This is a genomic window from Mesorhizobium sp. MC2-1-1, assembly GCF_057597255.1.
In genome coordinates, this window is sequence record NZ_CP195205.1 from 2,456,911 (window position 1) to 2,473,834 (window position 16,924).

The window sequence follows — 16,924 nt, forward strand, 5'->3', positions numbered from 1 at the left end:
AACCGGAGCGGAGCGTACTTGAAGTACGTGAGCACCGGAAGCGCAGGTAGCCGCCGTTTGCAGGCCGACCCCACTTGAAACTCAACACACTCTACATCAGCTGCGCCGAGGCCCACAGCATCCCATAGCCGTGGATGGCAAACACCGCGAGCAGCGCGCCGGCCATGGCCAGCCGGTCAAAAGTCGGTATCGGCTTCAGTTCGTGACGCGGCTTCACGCCGCTGCCCATGGTGATCAGGCTGAGGATCGAGAACACCGCGCCGGCGATCAATAGAAAACTCGGCGAGAAACCGGCCTGCCAGCCCAGCGCCAGAAGCGCCGACAAAAGCAGGAAAGACGCCAGCGCGAGCGCCACCGGACCCTGGCAGATCTGGCGCAGCACTTGGCCGCCATCGAACTTCCACACCGGCACCAGATTGGCGATGTTGAACAGCGATAGGCAGCCGGCAAGCGTTGCCAGCAGCATGGCGGCCAGGCGATCCCCCTCTTCATGAGCGAAACCGGTGGCGGCAATCAGCACCGGCACCAGGAACGCGGAAAAGCCCGCCCCCATCAGCGCCACGAACGCAACCTCGAATCGGCTGTCATACGGTCTGCCGCCGATCGCGATGCCACCAAGCAGCGGAATGAAGATCATCCGCGCGCGACGATGCCCGGTCAGCCGGAAGGCCGCCATATGGCCGAGCTCGTGCAGGGCGACCACCGAGGTCAGGATCGCGGCGAGCGCAAAGCCGGCGATATTGAGGCCGAAGAACGGCCATAGGATCAGCGCCGAAAGCACGGCGAAGCCGATCTGGCTCACCGGATGCTCGAACCAACCGCCTTTGCGATAGGCGCCGGTGGCCGACCACACGGCAAGCTTGCCCAGTTCTCGGCGCATGGCGAAGAAGCGGAAGACAAGGAACGCAAACCCTCGATAGCGGTCGGTCTGGGTCAGGGTGACCCGCGTGGCCCCCCTCTCGGAGACAAGCTCCGCGGTCTCGCGATAATTCGCCCAGAAAGATGGATCGAGCGCCGTGTCCTCGACGACCGTCATCGAAAAGTAGCTACCTTCCTTCACATCCTCGAACCGCGCCCTGCGTTCGATCGGCCGGCCATCCCGCCCTTCCCAAGACAGTCTGATCAGCGCCATCCCCCCGCTGTCCGGAGGTTCGGCGGAAAGGATCTCGCCGGACCAGCCGGCATCGTCGCCGAAGGGCCACAGCGCCTGCCAGAGGCGATTGCGGTCGGCCTTGATAACGCGGCTGACCGTCACCGTGCGCGATCCGAGCGGCACGGTCATCAGAAGAAAGATCAGTCCGAGATTGCCGGCCACGAGAGTGACCGTGACGATGATCGACACTGCCTTGGCTTCCCTGTTTTGGGCTCCCTGCCTTGAAGGGGCAGCCTAGCGGCGGCTCGGCCAAGAAAGACTTAACAAAGGGCGAACCCTTGCTCGTCCTCAACGTGTTCGGGCTCTTGCCCGTCCCAAGGCGGGCTGTTGCCCATTCCAGGGCGGGCTCCTGCCCGCCCGAACAACGGTTGGGCATTTGCCCGTCCCGTACCGCGGCAAGGCCGCCTGATCACATGGCGCCGATCCAGATCGCCATGGAAACGAGGAAGGTGCTCATGCAAACCAGCGAGACGACATCCTGAACCAGATCAGACATAACTCTCTCCGTTGTTGGTATGTTCGTAATTTGTTCTAATTTTGTTCGAATGTCAACGACCATCCTGACGCGACGACAGGGAGAGAATTTCGCACAGTAAATGAAATGTTAATCGCTCGCCGCGAGGAAGGCGCTGTGCTGCGCGACGCTATCGGTTGCCGGCCCCGTCTCCCAACGTGCTGGCGTATACCAGCTGTCTCGGCGGCAAGAGCGCCCGAAGCCTACGGCTGCGGGCAGCCGCAGGTCTCACGGTTGAAGCCTTGGACGCACCGGTACGAGCCGGCATGCGGGCAACCGAAAAGCAGGGAATAAGCGGCCGAGAAGGCGAGCGCCAGGAACAACAGCGCGACAATTACGAGAACGACCTTTTTCACGTCTACCTCCGACCGGCGAGAGGTCTCATTCTGCGACGTTCGTGGCGGGCGCGTCGGGCCGACAAGCATTGCTGTCTAAAGCTGGCTCCAGGCCGCGCGATTGGGGATAGTCGGCCTGGCCTCAGAGAGGCACGACCTTGCCCTCGGCCAGCGTCAGCCGCCGGTCCATGCGCCCTGCGAGCTGGTGATTATGGGTAACGATCAGCGCCGCCAACCCGGATTGCCGGACCAGGGCTTCGAGCGCGTCGAAGACGTAGGAGGCGGTCGTCGGATCGAGATTGCCGGTCGGCTCGTCAGCCAGAAGCACAAGCGGCGCGTTGGCGACCGCGCGGGCGATGGCGACGCGCTGTTGCTCACCACCCGAAAGCTCGGCCGGCCGGTGCTGCGCGCGCTTGCCGATCTGCATGTAGTCGAGAAGCTGCGCCGCCCGCTCGGACGCTTCCTTGGGAGGAAGCCCCTTGATCAGCTGCGGCATCATGATGTTCTCGAGCGCGGAGAACTCCGGCAGCAGATGATGGAACTGGTAGACGAAGCCGATATCGTTGCGGCGTATCGCGGTGCGTTCGTCGTCGGAAAGCCGGCCGCAGGCGCGGCCGCCAAGGATCACGTCGCCCGCATCGGGCCGCTCCAGCAGTCCCGCCGTATGCAGCAGGGTCGACTTGCCGGAACCTGATGGCGCCACCAGCGCCACCATCTCGCCGCGCCTGAGCGATAGGTCCGCGCCGTTCAGAATGGTGAGCTTGCGCGGCCCCTGGACATAGTGCCGCTCGACGCCTTTCAGTTCGATAATGGCTTCGGCCATCACTCGTACCTCAGGGCTTCGACCGGATCGAGCCGGGCCGCTCGCCAGGCCGGAAACACCGTCGCGATGAAGGAGAGGCCCAGCGCCATGATGACGACATAGGTCGTCTCGCGCGGGTCCATCTTCGCAGGCAACTGGCTGAGGAAGTAGAGCTCCGGATTGAACAGGATCCTGCCGGTCATCCACGAGAAGAACTGGCGGATCGATTCGATGTTGATGCAGATGACGACACCGAGCAGCACGCCGGCTATGGTGCCGGTGACGCCGATCGCCGCGCCCGTCATCAGGAAGATGCGCAGGATCGCCCCGCGCGAAGCTCCCATCGTACGCAGGATGGCGATGTCGTGCCCCTTGTCCTTCACCAGCATGATGAGGCCCGAGATGATGTTGAGCGCCGCCACCAGAACGATCAGCGTCAGGATCATGAACATGACGTTGCGTTCGACCTGCAGCGCCGAAAAGAAGGTCTCGTTGCGCTGGCGCCAGTCGACGAGATCGACCGGGCGCTGCGCCGCCTGCTCGACCAGCGGCTTCAGCGCGTCGACATTGTCGGGATTGTCGACATAGATCTCTATGGTCTGCGCGCGCCCGTCCATGTTGAAATAGAGCTGCGCTTCCGAGAACGGCATGTAGACGATCGAGCTGTCATATTCCGACATGCCGACCTCGAAGATCGCCACGACCTTGTAGCCCTTCATGCGCGGCGTGGTGCCGAGCGGCGTCACGTCGCCGTCGGGAGAGATCAGCGTGATGGTGTCGCCGAGAACCAGCCCGAGGCTCTCGGCCATTCGCTTGCCGATCGCCACGCCTTCGCCGGTGTCGAAACCGTCAAGCGTGCCCTGCTTGATGTTGCTGGAGACGATCGAGATCTTGCCGAGATCCTCGCCGCGTATGCCGCGCACCAGGGCGCCCGTGCCGCCACCGACATTGCCTTGCGCCAGTACCTGGCCGTCGATCAGTGGAATGGCGTATTTGACGCCGGAAACGCCGTTGATGCGGCTCGCCACCTGGGCGTAGTCCTCAAGCGGCGAATCGAGCGGCTGCACGATCAGGTGGCCGTTCACGCCGAGGATGCGTGTCAGCAATTCGGCCCGAAAGCCGTTCATCACCGCCATGACGACGATCAGCGTCGCGACGCCGAGCATGATGCCGAGAAAGGAGATCGAGGCGATGACGGAGATCACCGTCTCCTTGCGCCGCGACCGCAAGTAGCGCCACGCCACCATGCGCTCGAAGCCGGAAAAGGCGCCCGCCCCTGACCTGGCCGCTGCCGCCGCCTCGCTCATGCGGCGATACCCAGGCGCTTCTTGGCTTCGGCGATCGGCAGAGTCAAGCGCTCGCCGGACCTGCGGTTCTTGATCTCGACCTCGCCGGCCGCCACCCCGCGTGGGCCGACGATCACCTGCCACGGCAGGCCGATCAGGTCGGCTGTGGCGAACTTGCCGCCTGGCCGCTGGTCGGTGTCGTCGTAAAGCACATCCTTGCCGGCGGCATTCAATGCGGCATAGAGATCGTCGCAGACCCGGTCGCATTCACCGTCGCCGACTTTCATGTTGATCAGGCCGAGATCGAAAGGCGCCACCGCTTCCGGCCAGATGATGCCGTTCTCGTCATGGCTCGCCTCGATGATCGCCGCGACCAGGCGCGACGGGCCGATGCCGTAGGAACCGCCGGACGCGTAATAGTCCTTGCCGTCGGGGCCGGTCACCTTGGCGTTCATCGGCTTGGAATACTTCTCGCCGAAATGGAAGATGTGCCCGACTTCGATACCGCGCGCCGAAAGCCGGTCGCCTTCGGCGACTTTCTCCCAGGCCGCCTCGTCATGCATTTCGTCGGTTGCGGCGTAAGGCGTCGTCCATTTCTGCACGATATCGCCTATCTCGGCATCGTTGGAGAAGTCGGTGTTCGCGCCCGGCACGTCGAGCGCGAGATAAGCGCGGTCGCAGAATACCTGGCTCTCGCCGGTCTCGGCCAGGATGATGAACTCATGGCTGAGGTCGCCGCCGATCGGCCCAGTGTCGGCACGCATCGGAATGGCCTGCAGCCCCATGCGCGTGAACGTCCTGAGGTAGGAGACGAACATGCGGTTGTAGGCGGCCTTGGCGCCCTCGAAATCGAGGTCGAAGGAATAGGCATCCTTCATGAGGAATTCGCGCGAACGCATGACGCCGAAGCGCGGGCGCACCTCGTCCCGGAACTTCCACTGGATGTGGTAGAGATTGAGCGGCAGGTCCTTGTAGGACTTGACGTAGGCGCGGAATATCTCGGTGACCATCTCTTCGTTGGTCGGACCGTAGAGCATGTCGCGGTCCTGGCGATCCTTGATGCGCAGCATCTCCTTGCCGTAGTCGTTGTAACGGCCGCTTTCGCGCCACAAATCGGCCGACTGGATGGTCGGCATCAGTATTTCCAGCGCGCCCGCGCGGTTCTGCTCCTCGCGGATGATCTTGCAGACCTTGTCCAGCACGCGCTTGCCCAGCGGCAACCACGAAAAGCTGCCCTGCCCCTGCTGGCGGATCATGCCGGCGCGCAACATCAGCCGGTGCGAGACGATTTCGGCCTCGCGGGGATTTTCTTTGAGAATAGGCAGGAAGTAGCGCGACAAACGCATGGACTGGTCCGTGAATGAAGATGGCGGCGCGGGGAATCGGCGCAACCGAAGCTGCTTGCCCGGGCTTCATAGCCATTTCATGGCCGAATGGAAACCCGAGTGCCCCAAAGTATCGGGGCCTTCTGCACCTTACCAAAAGGACGATTCCGGCCGCCAAGTGCCGCAACTGGCTTTTTGATCGATTCACAAGCAAGCCCTGCCGTACTATTGTGCAGTGCAGCACGATATTGCCTGTTTAGGGGCAAAATTCTTCGTGACATTTTCACCTGCCTTGGTCTAGTGTGCCACGATAACCGAGAGGGCGGAGAAATATCTGCTCTCCTACGCGGTCAAAGTCTTGGGAGGATGCGATCTAGGCGCGGTAACTCGCTGCCGCCGGACACCGGAAACAGATCGGACGCGTTTAAATTGCAAGGCCTCGTGCCTTGCATTTTTTTTGTGCAATCGTCTGCTTAGCCCAGCCTTCTGCCCGACAGCCTGACCAGAATGCGCTCGCAGAAATCGGAAGCCGGCTTCCGATTTCAACCTTGGCGCGAGCGCGCTTCCCAATACTTGCGAAGACTATATCTTCGTCGTCAGTGACGGACGTCCGGCGTGAAGTCCGGCATGATGCGCATGATGTCGTCGAAGCTGAACCCCAGCCCCGTCGTCAGGCCATAGATGGTGCCCATGACGAGTACCGTCGCGATCGTGGCGCGCAGGAAGGCGCGCCGCATATGCGGGCCGCGCGGCGCGCTGGAAACCGTGCCCAGCGTGACATCCTTATCGTCGTCCTGCGTGCGCAGGCTGAACGGCAGGACGACGAACAGCATCAGCCACCAGGTGACGAAGAACAGCGCCGCTAACAGAACCCAGTTCATGCCTGCTCCAGTTCGACAAGCGTGCCGAAGAAATCCTTGGGATGCAGGAACAGCACCGGCTTGCCATGCGCGCCGGTCTTCGGGTCGCCGTCGCCAAGTACGCGAGCGCCGCTCGCCTTCAGATGATCGCGAGCAGCCAGGATGTCGTCGACCTCGTAGCAGACGTGATGCATGCCGCCTGAAGGATTCTTTTCGAGGAACGCCGCGATCGGCGAGGCGTCGCCCAAAGGTTCAAGCAGTTCGATCTTGGTGTTGCCGACATCGACGAACACCACCGTCACACCGTGCTCCGGCAGCGCCTGCGGCGCGCTCAATCGCGCGCCCAGCGTATCGCGATAGGCGGCCGTTGCCGCGGCCAGATCCGGCACGGCAAGCGCGACATGGTTCAAGCGTCCCAGCATTGGCGGTCTTTCCTTGGCGGTAGGCAGTAGGCAAGAAGCAAGTTTGGCGCGCTAAAAGGCAATCGCCTTTCCTATTGCCTACTGCCTAATCCCTATTGCCTCATCTCGTAACGAACACCGTCACCAGCGGCTTCTTACCCCAGGCTTCGTTGGCAGCGCCGCGAACGGCGCGGCGCACCGCCTCCTGCACTAGGTCGAGGTCTTTTCGGCGCTGGCGTGGAATGGAGTCCACCGCGCCGATTGCCGCATCGAGCATCAGGTCTTCCAGCGTCTCGCCGCTGGCATCCGCCTCGGCGACGCCGATCGCCACCAGATCGGGATCGCCGGCAAGCTCGTATTTCTCGTCGAGCACCACATTGACCGCGACATGGCCGGCGAAGGAGAGCTTGCGGCGATCGCGTATGCCCATCGCCTGGTCGGTGCCGATCAGGAAGCCATCCTTGTAGAGTCGGCCGAACGGCACCTGGTCGATGATCGTCGCGGGACCGGGCCAGAGCCTCAGCATGTCGCCGTCGCGCACCTGCGCCACCTGGCCGATGCCCGACATCGACATCAGCGAGCCCTGCGCCACCAGATGCGCCGCCTCGCCATGCACGGGAACGCCGATCTGCGGCCGCACCCATTCATACATTTTGCGCAATTCGCTGCGGCGCGGATGGCCGGAGACGTGCACCAGCGCGTCGCCGTCCTCGATGATCTTCATGCCCAGGTCGATCAGCCGGTTTTTGATTTCCAGGATCGCTCTTTCGTTGCCGGGAATGGTACGCGAGGAAAACACCACCGTATCGCCGGCCGTCAGCGCCATCGACTTCATCTCGTCGCGCGAAAGCTTTGCAAGCGCGGCGAGCGGCTCGCCCTGGCTGCCGGTGCAGATGATCACCAGGTTCTCGCGCGGTATATAGCCATAGTCTTCCTCGGAGATGAATTCCGGAAGGCCGTCCATGTAGCCGAGTTCACCAGCCACATCGATGACGCGCCTCAACGAGCGGCCGAGCACGAGGCACTGCCGACCGGCATCGCGCGCCGCGCGCGCTATCGAGACGATCCGCCCGACATTGGAGGAGAAAGTGGTGACCGCGACGCGGCCCTTGGCCTTCTCGATAACGCCCTTGAGGCCTTCGCCGACCGCCACCTCCGAGGGCGACTCCCCTTCCCTCAACGCATTGGTGGAATCGCAGATCAGCGCCAGCACGCCCTTGTCGCCATAGGCGCGGAAACGTGCCTCGTCGGTCTTCGGCCCGATCGTCGGCTCCGGGTCGATCTTCCAGTCGCCGGTATGGATGACCGTGCCGGCCGGCGTGGTGATCGCCAGCGACATCGGCTCGGGAATCGAGTGCGCCACTGGAATGGCCTCGATCTCGAAAGGTCCGATGGTGAATTTTTCGCCAGCCCGGTAGACCGTAGCCGGAATCTTCGGGGCATTGCGCTCGCCCTGCCGCTTGGCTTCGAGCAGCCCCGCGGTGAACGGCGTCATCCATACAGGCGCCTTGAGCCTCGGCCAGATGTCGAGCAGCGCGCCGTAATGGTCCTCATGCGCATGAGTGATGACGATGCCACGCAAGCCGTCGATGTTCTCCTCGATGAAGCGCGTGTCGGGCAGGATCAGATCGACGCCGGGATGTGCGCTATCAGGGAAGGTAACGCCGACATCGACGACGATCCATTCGCGTGCGTCGGCGGGTCCATAGCCGTAAAGGGCGAAGTTCATGCCGATCTCGCCGACGCCGCCCAGCGGCGCGAAAACGAGCTCGGCGTTTTCCGTGTTCGCCATGAAATACTTCCTTCCTGGCCTCGTTAGGCCAAGCCATTAGAGCAATTCCGGGAAAAGTGCGTAACGGTTTCCCGTCCGGAATTGCGCAAGAACAAAACTATGCCCGGGCCGAGGCGACGGCGCCGAAATGCACGTCACCGGCCGCGATGGTCAGAACCGATCCCTCATCGTCGCGGATCACGAAACGGCAGTCCTCGTCAATGGTCTCGAAGACGCCGCGCACCACATTGCCGTCAATTCTGACAGCAACCTCGCCGCCAAGTCCCGCAGCGCGGGCAAGCCACCGTTTCCTGATGGCGTTGAGCCCGCGCCCGTCGTCCCACACTCGGGCATTCTCGCTCCAGGCGTCCGAAAGCGCCAGGAACAGGGTTTCGGCGTCGCACCCGGCGCCCAGGGCCTGCAGGGAAGTCGCCGGATAAGGCAGGTCTTCCGGATAGGCCACGACATTGACGCCAATGCCTATTGCGACGGCGAAACGGCCGCCTTCCAGCATGGTCGATTCCAGCAGGATGCCGGCAAGCTTGGCGCCCGAGGCCAGCACGTCATTCGGCCATTTCAGTTCGAAGCGGTCGCGGCCCTGGCTCGCGCCATCCAAAGCGACGGCGATCCGGCTCTTCGGCACGACGGCGTCGAGCGCGTCGGCCAGCGCCAGCCCCGCAACGAAGCCGAGCGTCGCGGCAAGCCGCAGTTCGCCGCCCGGGACCAGGAGAAGCGTTGCCGCGAGATTGCCCTCGGGCGTGGCCCAGACACGGCCGCGCCGGCCGCGACCGCTTTCCTGCTTCTTTGAAACCACCCAGAGCTTGCCGGGATCGCCGGCGCGAGCGTGGTCCAGCGCCAGCGCGTTGGTCGAGCCGACACTGTCATGGGCCTCGAACCGGAACCCTTCCGACGCCGCGGTTGGAGCCAGCCGAAACGCCATCCCGTCAGAAGAAGGTCTTCGCGGCGGCTTCGGCATAGCTGCCGATCGGTCCGCCGATCAGCACGTAGAACAGCACGAAGGCGCCGCTGACGCCAAGCACGAGGCGCAGTTCCCCGGCCATCGGCACGAAGCCGCCGACCGGCTCGTCGAACCACATGATCTTGATGATGCGCAGGTAGTAGTAAGCGCCCACCACCGAGGCCAGCACGCCGATGATCGCCAGCGCATAGAGATGGGCGTTGATGGCCGCGAGGAACACGTACCATTTCCCCCAGAAGCCCGCGAGCGGCGGAATGCCGGCCAGCGAGAACATCAGGATGGTGAGGATGGTGGCCATGACCGGGTTGGTCGAGGCGAGGCCGGAGAGATCGCTGATCTGCTCGACATTGCCCTCCTTGCGCCGCATGGCGAGGATGAAGGCGAAGGTGCCGAGCGTCATCACCAGGTAGATCAGCATGTAGATGGCCACGCCGCGCACGCCGGCCTGGCTGTTGGCGGCGAGGCCGACCAGCGCGTAGCCCATATGGCCGATCGAGGAATAGGCCATCAGGCGCTTGATATTGGTCTGGCCGATGGCCGCGAAAGCGCCCAGCACCATCGAGGCGATCGAGATGAAGACGACGATCTGCTGCCAGTCCGAAGCGATCGGCTTGAAGGCGCCCATGGTGACGCGCACGATCAGCGCCATCGCCGCCATCTTCGGCGCCGCCGCCAGGAAGGCGGTGATCGGCGTCGGCGCGCCTTCATAGACGTCCGGCGTCCACATGTGGAACGGCACCGCGGAAATCTTGAAGGCGAGGCCCGCAAGCACGAACACCAGGCCGAAGACGAGCCCGAGCTGGCGCTCGCCGCTGCCCAAGGCCGTCGCGATCTCCTGGAAGCCGGTGTTGCCGGTATATCCGTAGACGAGACTGATGCCGTAGAGCAGCATGCCCGAGGACAGCGCGCCGAGGACGAAATACTTCAGGCCCGCTTCGGTCGAGCGCAGGTTGTCACGGTTGATCGCCGCCAGCACGTAGATCGAGAGCGACTGCAGCTCGAGACCGAGATAGAGCCCGATCATGCCGTTGGCCGAGATCATCAGCAGCATGCCGAGCGTGCATAGCAGGATCAGCACCGGATACTCGAACTTGTCGAAATGCTCCTGCCTGGCGAAGCGCATCGACATCAGAAGCGTCACGACCGAGCCGATCAGCGCCAGCATCTTCATGAAGCGCGAGAACGGATCCTGGACGAAGGCGCCGCCATAGGCGGTGCCGAGGCCGCCGGACCAGGCGAGCCACAACCCGGCGACCGCCAGGATGACAATGGCGAGGCCCGAAACGGTCATGGCGCTGTTGGAGCGCGAATAGGCGCCCACCATCAACAGCGCGAGCGCGCCGATGGCGAGGATCAGTTCCGGCGTCGAGAGCGAAAGGCTGGAGAGAAGGTCCGGCGTCATGGTTTATCCCCAGTCAGTTCGCCGCCGCGGTCTGCGCGGAATTAATGGATGCGGTGACGTTGGTGACGAGCGACTTGACCGAGGCAGCCGTCGCGTCGAACACCGGCGCCGGGTAGACGCCGAAGAAGATCACCAGCACCACCAGCGGGTAGATGATCGCCTTCTCGCGCGGCGAGAGGTCCAGCAGGCTCTTCAGGCTGTCCTTGGTCAGCGCGCCGAATATCACCCGGCGATAGAGCCACAGCGCGTAAGCCGCCGACAGGATGACGCCCGTCGCCGCGAAGAACGCCACCCAGGTGTTGACCTTGAACACGCCGAGCATGGTCAGGAACTCGCCGATGAAGCCGCTGGTGCCCGGCAGGCCGACATTGGCCATGGTGAAGATCAGGAACACAGTGGCGTATTTCGGCATGTTGTTGACCAGGCCGCCATAGGCGTCGATCTCACGTGTATGCATGCGGTCGTAGATGACGCCGACGCACAGGAACAGCGCGCCCGAGACCAGGCCGTGGCTGAGCATCTGGAAGATCGCCCCCTGCACGCCTTCCTGGTTCATGGCGAAGATGCCCATCGTCACGAAGCCCATGTGGGCGACCGACGAATAGGCGATCAGCTTCTTCATGTCCTCCTGCATCAGCGCCACCAGCGAGGTGTAGATGATGGCGACCACGGAGAGCGTGAACACCAGCGGCGCGAACATCGCCGACGCCTCCGGGAACATCGGCAGCGAGAAGCGAAGGAAGCCGTATCCGCCCATCTTCAGCAGGATGGCGGCCAGGATGACCGAACCCGCCGTCGGCGCCTCGACGTGGGCATCGGGCAGCCAGGTGTGCACCGGCCACATCGGCATCTTCACTGCAAAAGAGGCAAAGAAGGCAAGCCACAGCCAGGTTTGCATGCTGGCGGGGAAGCTATGCGTCAGAAGCGTCGGGATGTCGGTCGTGCCGGACTGGTAGAACATCGCCATGATGGCGAGCAGCATCAGCACCGAGCCGGCGAGCGTATAGAGGAAGAACTTGAAGGAGGCATAGACGCGCCGCTTGCCGCCCCACACGCCGATGATGATGAACATCGGGATCAGGCCGGCCTCGAAGAAGACGTAAAACAGCACGATGTCGAGCGCGCAGAACACGCCGATCATCAGCGTCTCGAGGATCAGGAAGGCGATCATATAGGCCTTGACCCGCTTCTCGATCGCCTCCCAGGAGGCGAGGATGGAAAGCGGCATCAGGAAAGTCGTCAGGATGACGAACAGCATCGAGATACCGTCGACGCCCATGTGATAGGAAATGCCCGAATCCAGCCAGGCGTATTTCTCCACGAACTGGAAGCCGGCCTGCGAATTGTCGAAGCCTTTCCAGATGAACAGCGACACCAGGAAGGTGAAAGTGGTCGTCGCAAGCGCGATACCGCGGATGTTGCGGCGCGCATTCTCGCTGTCGTCGCTGATCGGTAGAATGAAGAGAACACCAACCAGCGGCAGGAAGGTGACCAGCGAAAGGATTGGCCAGTCGGTCATCAGAGCATCATCCAGGTGACGAGAGCGGCCACGCCGATCAGCATGGCGAAAGCATAGTGGTAGAGATAGCCGGTCTGCAGCTTGACGACCCGGTTGGTGACGTCGACGACGCGCGCCGAGATGCCGTCGGGGCCGAGGCCGTCGATGATGGTGCCGTCACCGGTCTTCCACAGGAACCTGCCGAGGCGCTTGGCCGGCTGCACGAACAGGAAGTCGTAGAGCTCGTCGAAATACCACTTGTTGAGCAGGAAGGCGTATAGGCCGCGATGCTGCGCCGCCAGTTCCTTAGGCATCTCCGGCTTGCGGATATAGAACTGCCAGGCGACAGCCAGGCCGATCAGCATGGCGACGAATGGCGCCAGTTCCACCCATAGCGGCAGTTCGTGGATCTCGTGCAGGATGTGGTTGTCCGGCAGCGTGAACAGCGACGCCTTCCAGAATTCGGCATAGCCTTCGCCGATGAAAGCGCCGTGGAAGATGATGCCAGCGAACAGCGCGCCGGCCGCCAGCACATAGAGCGGCGCCAGCATTACCGGCGGCGATTCATGGACATGGTGCATGACCTCGTGGCTGGCGCGCGGCTCGCCGTGGAAGGTCATGAAGATCAGCCGCCACGAGTAGAAGCTGGTGAAGCAGGCCGCGACCACCAGCAGCACGAAAGCAAGGCCCGCGACCGCGTTGTGGCCGGCAAACGAGGTTTCGATGATGGCGTCCTTGGAGAAGAAGCCGGCGGTGCCTATCACCGTTGCCGGGACGCCGACGCCGGTGAGCGCCAGCGTGCCGATGATCATCATCCAGTAGGTCGTCGGGATCAGCTTGCGAAGGCCGCCCATCTTTCGCATGTCCTGCTCGTCGGACACCGCGTGGATGACCGAGCCGGAGCCCAGGAACAGCAGCGCCTTGAAGAAGGCGTGCGTGAACAGATGGAAGATCGCCGCGCCGTAAGCGCCGACACCGAGCGCCACGAACATGTAGCCTAGCTGCGAGCAGGTCGAATAGGCGATCACGCGCTTGATGTCGTTCTGGACGAGGCCGACGGTCGCCGCGAAGAAGGCGGTGAAGGCGCCGATGAAGGTGACGACGGTGAGCGCCGAATGCGACAGCTCGAACAGCGGCGAAAGCCTCGCCAGCATGAACACGCCGGCGGTCACCATGGTCGCCGCGTGGATGAGCGCGGAGACCGGGGTCGGGCCTTCCATGGCGTCCGGCAGCCAGGTGTGCAGCGGCACCTGCGCCGACTTGCCCATGGCGCCCATGAACAGCAGCAGGCACACCACCGTCAGCGCAGTCTGCTTGTCGAGCGCATGGCCGAGGAAGGTGAGCACCGCGGCGCCCGCCGGTGCGCCTTCCGCCGGCAGGAAGGATGCCGCATTGGCAAATACGGTGCTCAGATTGACAGAGCCGAACAGCACGAACACGCCGAAGATGCCGAGCGCGAAGCCGAAGTCGCCCACGCGGTTGACGACGAAAGCCTTGATCGCGGCGGCGTTGGCCGACGGCTTCTTGTACCAGAAGCCGATGAGAAGATACGAGGCGAGGCCCACGCCCTCCCAGCCGAAGAACATCTGGATGAGATTGTCGGCCGTCACCAGCATCAGCATCGCGAAGGTAAACAGCGACAGATAGGCGAAGAAGCGTGGCCGGTTCGGATCGTGGTGCATGTAGCCGATGGAATAGATGTGCACCAGCGCCGACACCGTGTTGACGACGATCAGCATCACCACCGTCAGCGTGTCGATACGAAGCGCCCACGAGGCGTCGACGCCGCCCGACTGGATCCAGCGCAGCACCGGCACGGTGAACACCTCGCCATGGCCGAAGCCGACGGTGAAGAAGGCGATCCACGACAGCACCGCCGCGATCACCAGGAAGCCGGAGGTGATGTATTCGGAAGCCTTGGCGCCGAGCGAATTGCCGAACAGGCCGACAATCAGGAAGCCAAGCAGCGGAAGGAAGACGATAGCCTGATACATGATGGTTCCCGTCAACCCTTCATCGCGCTCACGTCTTCGACCGCGATCGAGCCGCGGTTGCGGAAGAAGACGACAAGAATGGCAAGACCGATCGCGGCTTCGGCGGCGGCGACCGTCAGCACGAACAGGGCGAAGACCTGTCCGACGAGGTCATGCAGCGCCGCCGAGAACGCGACGAAGTTGATGTTGACCGCAAGCAGGATGAGCTCGACCGACATCAGGATGACGATGATGTTGCGGCGGTTCAGGAAGATGCCGAACACGCCGAGCGTGAACAGGATCGCCGATACGGTCAGATAATGTGCAATGCCGACGACCATCTCAGATGCCCTCGCCCGATTTGACCTTGCGGATTTCCATGCCCGTCGCCGGCGTGCGGCCGACCTGCGCCGCGATCGACTGCCGCTTGACGCCTTCCTTGTGGCGCAGCGTCAGCACGATGGCGCCGATCATGGCGACCAAAAGCACGAGGCCGGAAATCTGGAAGTAATAGAGGTAGTCCGTATAGAGGATGTCGCCGAGCGCGGCCGTGTTGGAGCGCGTGGCGAGATCCGGCGTCGCCTTGGCGACCGTCGAGGCAAGCTGCGGCGCGAATGTGTAGCCGCCGAGCACGATGATCAGCTCCGCCGCCAGGATCAGCCCGACCAGCGCGCCGATCGGCGCGTATTGCAGCGCGCCCTGCTTCATCTCGGCGAAGTCCACGTCGAGCATCATGACGACGAACAGGAACAGCACCATGACCGCGCCGACATAGACGACGAGCAGGATCATCGCCAGGAACTCGGCACCCGTCAGCATGAACAGGCCGGCGGCATTGAAGAAGGTGAGGATCAGGAACAGCACGGAATGCACGGGGTTGCGCGACGAAATGACCATGAAGGCCGACGCCACGGCGATAAAGGCGAAGAGGTAGAAAAAGGCCGCCTCTAATCCAGTCAGCATGGGTTCCCCCGGGTTCCTGTCGGATCGGACATTCGTCCTCTCCGTACTCTCTGGCTTCGTTCCGCCTCCGGTGCCGAAGCCGCGTTGTCCTTAGACGAGGCCCCTCGCCCCGTCCATGCGTCAAATGTCAGCGATAAGGCGAGTCCAGCGCGATGTTGCGCGCCAGCTCCCGCTCCCAGCGGTCGCCGTTCGCGAGCAGCTTTTCCTTGTTGTAGTAAAGCTCCTCGCGCGTCTCGGTCGCGAATTCGAAATTCGGCCCCTCGACGATGGCGTCGACTGGGCAGGCTTCCTGGCAGAAGCCGCAATAGATGCACTTCACCATGTCGATGTCGTAGCGCACCGTGCGGCGCGTGCCGTCATTGCGGCGCGGACCGGCCTCGATGGTGATCGCCTGCGCCGGGCAGATCGCCTCGCAGAGCTTGCAGGCGATGCAGCGTTCCTCGCCGTTGGGGTAACGGCGCAGCGCATGCTCGCCGCGGAAGCGCGGGCTGGTCGGCCCCTTCTCGTGCGGATAGTTGATCGTCTCCTTCGGCGCAAAGAATTGGCGCATCGACAGGAAGAAGGCGCTGACGAAATCCTTCAGCAGCAGCGACTTTGCGGCCTGGGCCAGAGTGGACATCACGCAAACCCCGTGATCTTGAGGAAGGCCGCGGTGGCCACGACCATGAACAGCGACAGCGGCAGGAAGACCTTCCAGCCCAGGCGCATCAATTGGTCGTAGCGGTAGCGCGGCACGAAGGCCTTCACCATGGAGATACCGAAGAACACAAAGCAGACCTTCAGCACGAACCAGATGACGCCAGGCACCCAGGTGAATGGCGCGAAGTCGAATGGAGGCAGCCAGCCGCCGAGGAACAGGATGGTCGCCAGCGCGCACATCAGCACGATGGCGACATACTCGCCGAGGAAGAACAGCAGGAACGGCGTCGACGAATATTCGACCATATGTCCCGCCACCAGCTCCGATTCGGCCTCGACGAGGTCGAAGGGCGGTCGGTTAGTCTCGGCCAGCGCCGAGATGAAGAAGACGACGAACATCGGGAACAGCGCCAACCAGTTCCAGTCGAGGAAGGTGTTGGGCAGGCCGAGCCGCGTGCCAAGCCCATCATGCTGCGACAGCACGATGTCGGAGAGGTTGAGCGAGCCCGCGGTGAGCAGCACGGTCACGATGACGAAGCCGATCGAGACTTCGTAAGACACCATCTGCGCGGCCGAGCGCAGCGCGCCGAGGAACGGGTATTTGGAGTTGGATGCCCAGCCACCCATGATCACGCCATAGACCTCGAGCGAGGAGATGGCGAAGACGTAGAGGATGCCGACATTGATGTTGGCGACTGCCCAGCCTTCGCTGACCGGAATGACGGCCCAGGCCGAAATGGCCAGCACCGCCGACACCAGCGGCGCCAGCAGGAAGACGCCTTTGTTGGCGCCGGACGGGATCACCGGTTCCTTGAACACGAATTTCAAAAGGTCGGCGAAGGCCTGAAGCGTGCCCCACGGGCCGACGACGTTCGGGCCGCGGCGCAGTTGCACCGCCGCCCAAATCTTGCGGTCGGCGTATAGAATATAGGCCACGAAGACCAGAAGCACGACGATCAGCACGACCGACTTCAGAAGGATCAGCAGCGCCGGCAGCACGTAGAAGGAGAAGAAGGTGTCCAT

General features: G+C 63.0%; 16 protein-coding genes. All 16 read right to left on the reverse strand.

The genetic code is table 11. The annotated features are described in order from the left end of the window. Positions 1–91: 91 nt before the first annotated feature. Positions 92–1,342 (reverse strand): site-2 protease family protein, encoded by a 1,251-nt coding sequence (locus tag ACR64R_RS12365; protein ID WP_487361899.1) that lies wholly within the window; start codon positions 1,340–1,342, stop codon positions 92–94. 528 nt (positions 1,343–1,870) lie between these two features. Beyond that, on the reverse strand, positions 1,871–2,023 hold the full coding sequence (locus ACR64R_RS12370; protein WP_487361900.1) for a hypothetical protein: 153 nt from the start codon (positions 2,021–2,023) through the stop codon (positions 1,871–1,873). Positions 2,024–2,144: 121 nt separating this feature from the next. After that, positions 2,145–2,828 (reverse strand): ABC transporter ATP-binding protein, encoded by a 684-nt coding sequence (locus ACR64R_RS12375; protein WP_487361901.1) that lies wholly within the window; start codon positions 2,826–2,828, stop codon positions 2,145–2,147. After that, complete coding sequence (locus ACR64R_RS12380) at positions 2,825–4,111, reverse strand: lipoprotein-releasing ABC transporter permease subunit (RefSeq protein ID WP_487361902.1); 1,287 nt, start codon at positions 4,109–4,111, stop codon at positions 2,825–2,827. The genes ACR64R_RS12375 and ACR64R_RS12380 overlap by 4 nt, the downstream gene beginning before the upstream one ends. Next, the gene (gene proS, locus ACR64R_RS12385) at positions 4,108–5,436 is read right to left on the reverse strand and encodes a proline--tRNA ligase (protein WP_487361903.1); all 1,329 of its coding nucleotides are present in this window, start codon (positions 5,434–5,436) and stop codon (positions 4,108–4,110) included. Before proS ends, ACR64R_RS12380 begins: the two co-directional genes overlap by 4 nt. Positions 5,437–6,011: 575 nt before the next feature. Then, positions 6,012–6,296, reverse strand: a complete 285-nt coding sequence (locus ACR64R_RS12390) for a DUF1467 family protein (RefSeq protein WP_487361904.1) — start codon at positions 6,294–6,296, stop codon at positions 6,012–6,014. Then, positions 6,293–6,697, reverse strand: coding sequence for a methylmalonyl-CoA epimerase (mce, locus tag ACR64R_RS12395; protein ID WP_487361905.1), 405 nt, complete (start codon positions 6,695–6,697; stop codon positions 6,293–6,295). The genes ACR64R_RS12390 and mce overlap by 4 nt, the downstream gene beginning before the upstream one ends. 100 nt (positions 6,698–6,797) lie before the next feature. Then, on the reverse strand, positions 6,798–8,468 hold the full coding sequence (locus tag ACR64R_RS12400) for a ribonuclease J (RefSeq protein WP_487361906.1): 1,671 nt from the start codon (positions 8,466–8,468) through the stop codon (positions 6,798–6,800). A 97-nt stretch (positions 8,469–8,565) separates the two neighbouring features. Beyond that, on the reverse strand, positions 8,566–9,387 hold the full coding sequence (locus tag ACR64R_RS12405) for a biotin--[acetyl-CoA-carboxylase] ligase (RefSeq protein WP_487361907.1): 822 nt from the start codon (positions 9,385–9,387) through the stop codon (positions 8,566–8,568). Between the two features lie 4 nt (positions 9,388–9,391). Further along, positions 9,392–10,828: an NADH-quinone oxidoreductase subunit NuoN gene (nuoN, locus tag ACR64R_RS12410; RefSeq protein ID WP_487361908.1), complete on the reverse strand. Its 1,437-nt coding sequence runs from the start codon at positions 10,826–10,828 to the stop codon at positions 9,392–9,394. 13 nt (positions 10,829–10,841) lie between these two features. Continuing rightward, positions 10,842–12,347, reverse strand: coding sequence for an NADH-quinone oxidoreductase subunit M (locus ACR64R_RS12415; RefSeq protein WP_487361909.1), 1,506 nt, complete (start codon positions 12,345–12,347; stop codon positions 10,842–10,844). Next, on the reverse strand, positions 12,347–14,320 hold the full coding sequence (nuoL, locus tag ACR64R_RS12420; protein WP_487362426.1) for an NADH-quinone oxidoreductase subunit L: 1,974 nt from the start codon (positions 14,318–14,320) through the stop codon (positions 12,347–12,349). Before nuoL ends, ACR64R_RS12415 begins: the two co-directional genes overlap by 1 nt. 11 nt (positions 14,321–14,331) lie before the next feature. Further along, positions 14,332–14,640, reverse strand: a complete 309-nt coding sequence (nuoK, locus tag ACR64R_RS12425) for an NADH-quinone oxidoreductase subunit NuoK (RefSeq protein ID WP_040982022.1) — start codon at positions 14,638–14,640, stop codon at positions 14,332–14,334. Position 14,641: 1 nt separating this feature from the next. After that, complete coding sequence (locus tag ACR64R_RS12430) at positions 14,642–15,262, reverse strand: NADH-quinone oxidoreductase subunit J (RefSeq protein ID WP_487361910.1); 621 nt, start codon at positions 15,260–15,262, stop codon at positions 14,642–14,644. A gap of 127 nt (positions 15,263–15,389) precedes the next feature. Continuing rightward, positions 15,390–15,881 (reverse strand): NADH-quinone oxidoreductase subunit NuoI, encoded by a 492-nt coding sequence (nuoI, locus tag ACR64R_RS12435; protein ID WP_487361911.1) that lies wholly within the window; start codon positions 15,879–15,881, stop codon positions 15,390–15,392. Continuing rightward, a complete protein-coding gene (nuoH, locus tag ACR64R_RS12440) occupies positions 15,881–16,924 on the reverse strand; it encodes an NADH-quinone oxidoreductase subunit NuoH (RefSeq protein WP_487361912.1) in 1,044 nt (347 codons plus the stop codon). The genes nuoI and nuoH overlap by 1 nt, the downstream gene beginning before the upstream one ends.

Excerpts from the sequence above, each read along its gene's own strand:
- ACR64R_RS12405 (WP_487361907.1), bottom strand. The coding sequence starts at position 9,387 with ATGGCGTTTCGGCTGGCTCCAACCGCGGCGTCGGAAGGGTTCCGGTTC.
- nuoH (WP_487361912.1), bottom strand. The coding sequence starts at position 16,924 with ATGGACACCTTCTTCTCCTTCTACGTGCTGCCGGCGCTGCTGATCCTT.
- ACR64R_RS12415 (WP_487361909.1), bottom strand. The coding sequence starts at position 12,347 with ATGACCGACTGGCCAATCCTTTCGCTGGTCACCTTCCTGCCGCTGGTT.
- ACR64R_RS12390 (WP_487361904.1), bottom strand. The coding sequence starts at position 6,296 with ATGAACTGGGTTCTGTTAGCGGCGCTGTTCTTCGTCACCTGGTGGCTG.
- ACR64R_RS12430 (WP_487361910.1), bottom strand. The coding sequence starts at position 15,262 with ATGCTGACTGGATTAGAGGCGGCCTTTTTCTACCTCTTCGCCTTTATC.
- nuoI (WP_487361911.1), bottom strand. The coding sequence starts at position 15,881 with ATGTCCACTCTGGCCCAGGCCGCAAAGTCGCTGCTGCTGAAGGATTTC.
- nuoL (WP_487362426.1), bottom strand. The coding sequence starts at position 14,320 with ATGTATCAGGCTATCGTCTTCCTTCCGCTGCTTGGCTTCCTGATTGTC.
- ACR64R_RS12380 (WP_487361902.1), bottom strand. The coding sequence starts at position 4,111 with ATGAGCGAGGCGGCGGCAGCGGCCAGGTCAGGGGCGGGCGCCTTTTCC.
- mce (WP_487361905.1), bottom strand. The coding sequence starts at position 6,697 with ATGCTGGGACGCTTGAACCATGTCGCGCTTGCCGTGCCGGATCTGGCC.
- nuoK (WP_040982022.1), bottom strand. The coding sequence starts at position 14,640 with ATGGTCGTCGGCATTGCACATTATCTGACCGTATCGGCGATCCTGTTC.
- nuoN (WP_487361908.1), bottom strand. The coding sequence starts at position 10,828 with ATGACGCCGGACCTTCTCTCCAGCCTTTCGCTCTCGACGCCGGAACTG.
- proS (WP_487361903.1), bottom strand. The coding sequence starts at position 5,436 with ATGCGTTTGTCGCGCTACTTCCTGCCTATTCTCAAAGAAAATCCCCGC.
- ACR64R_RS12400 (WP_487361906.1), bottom strand. The coding sequence starts at position 8,468 with ATGGCGAACACGGAAAACGCCGAGCTCGTTTTCGCGCCGCTGGGCGGC.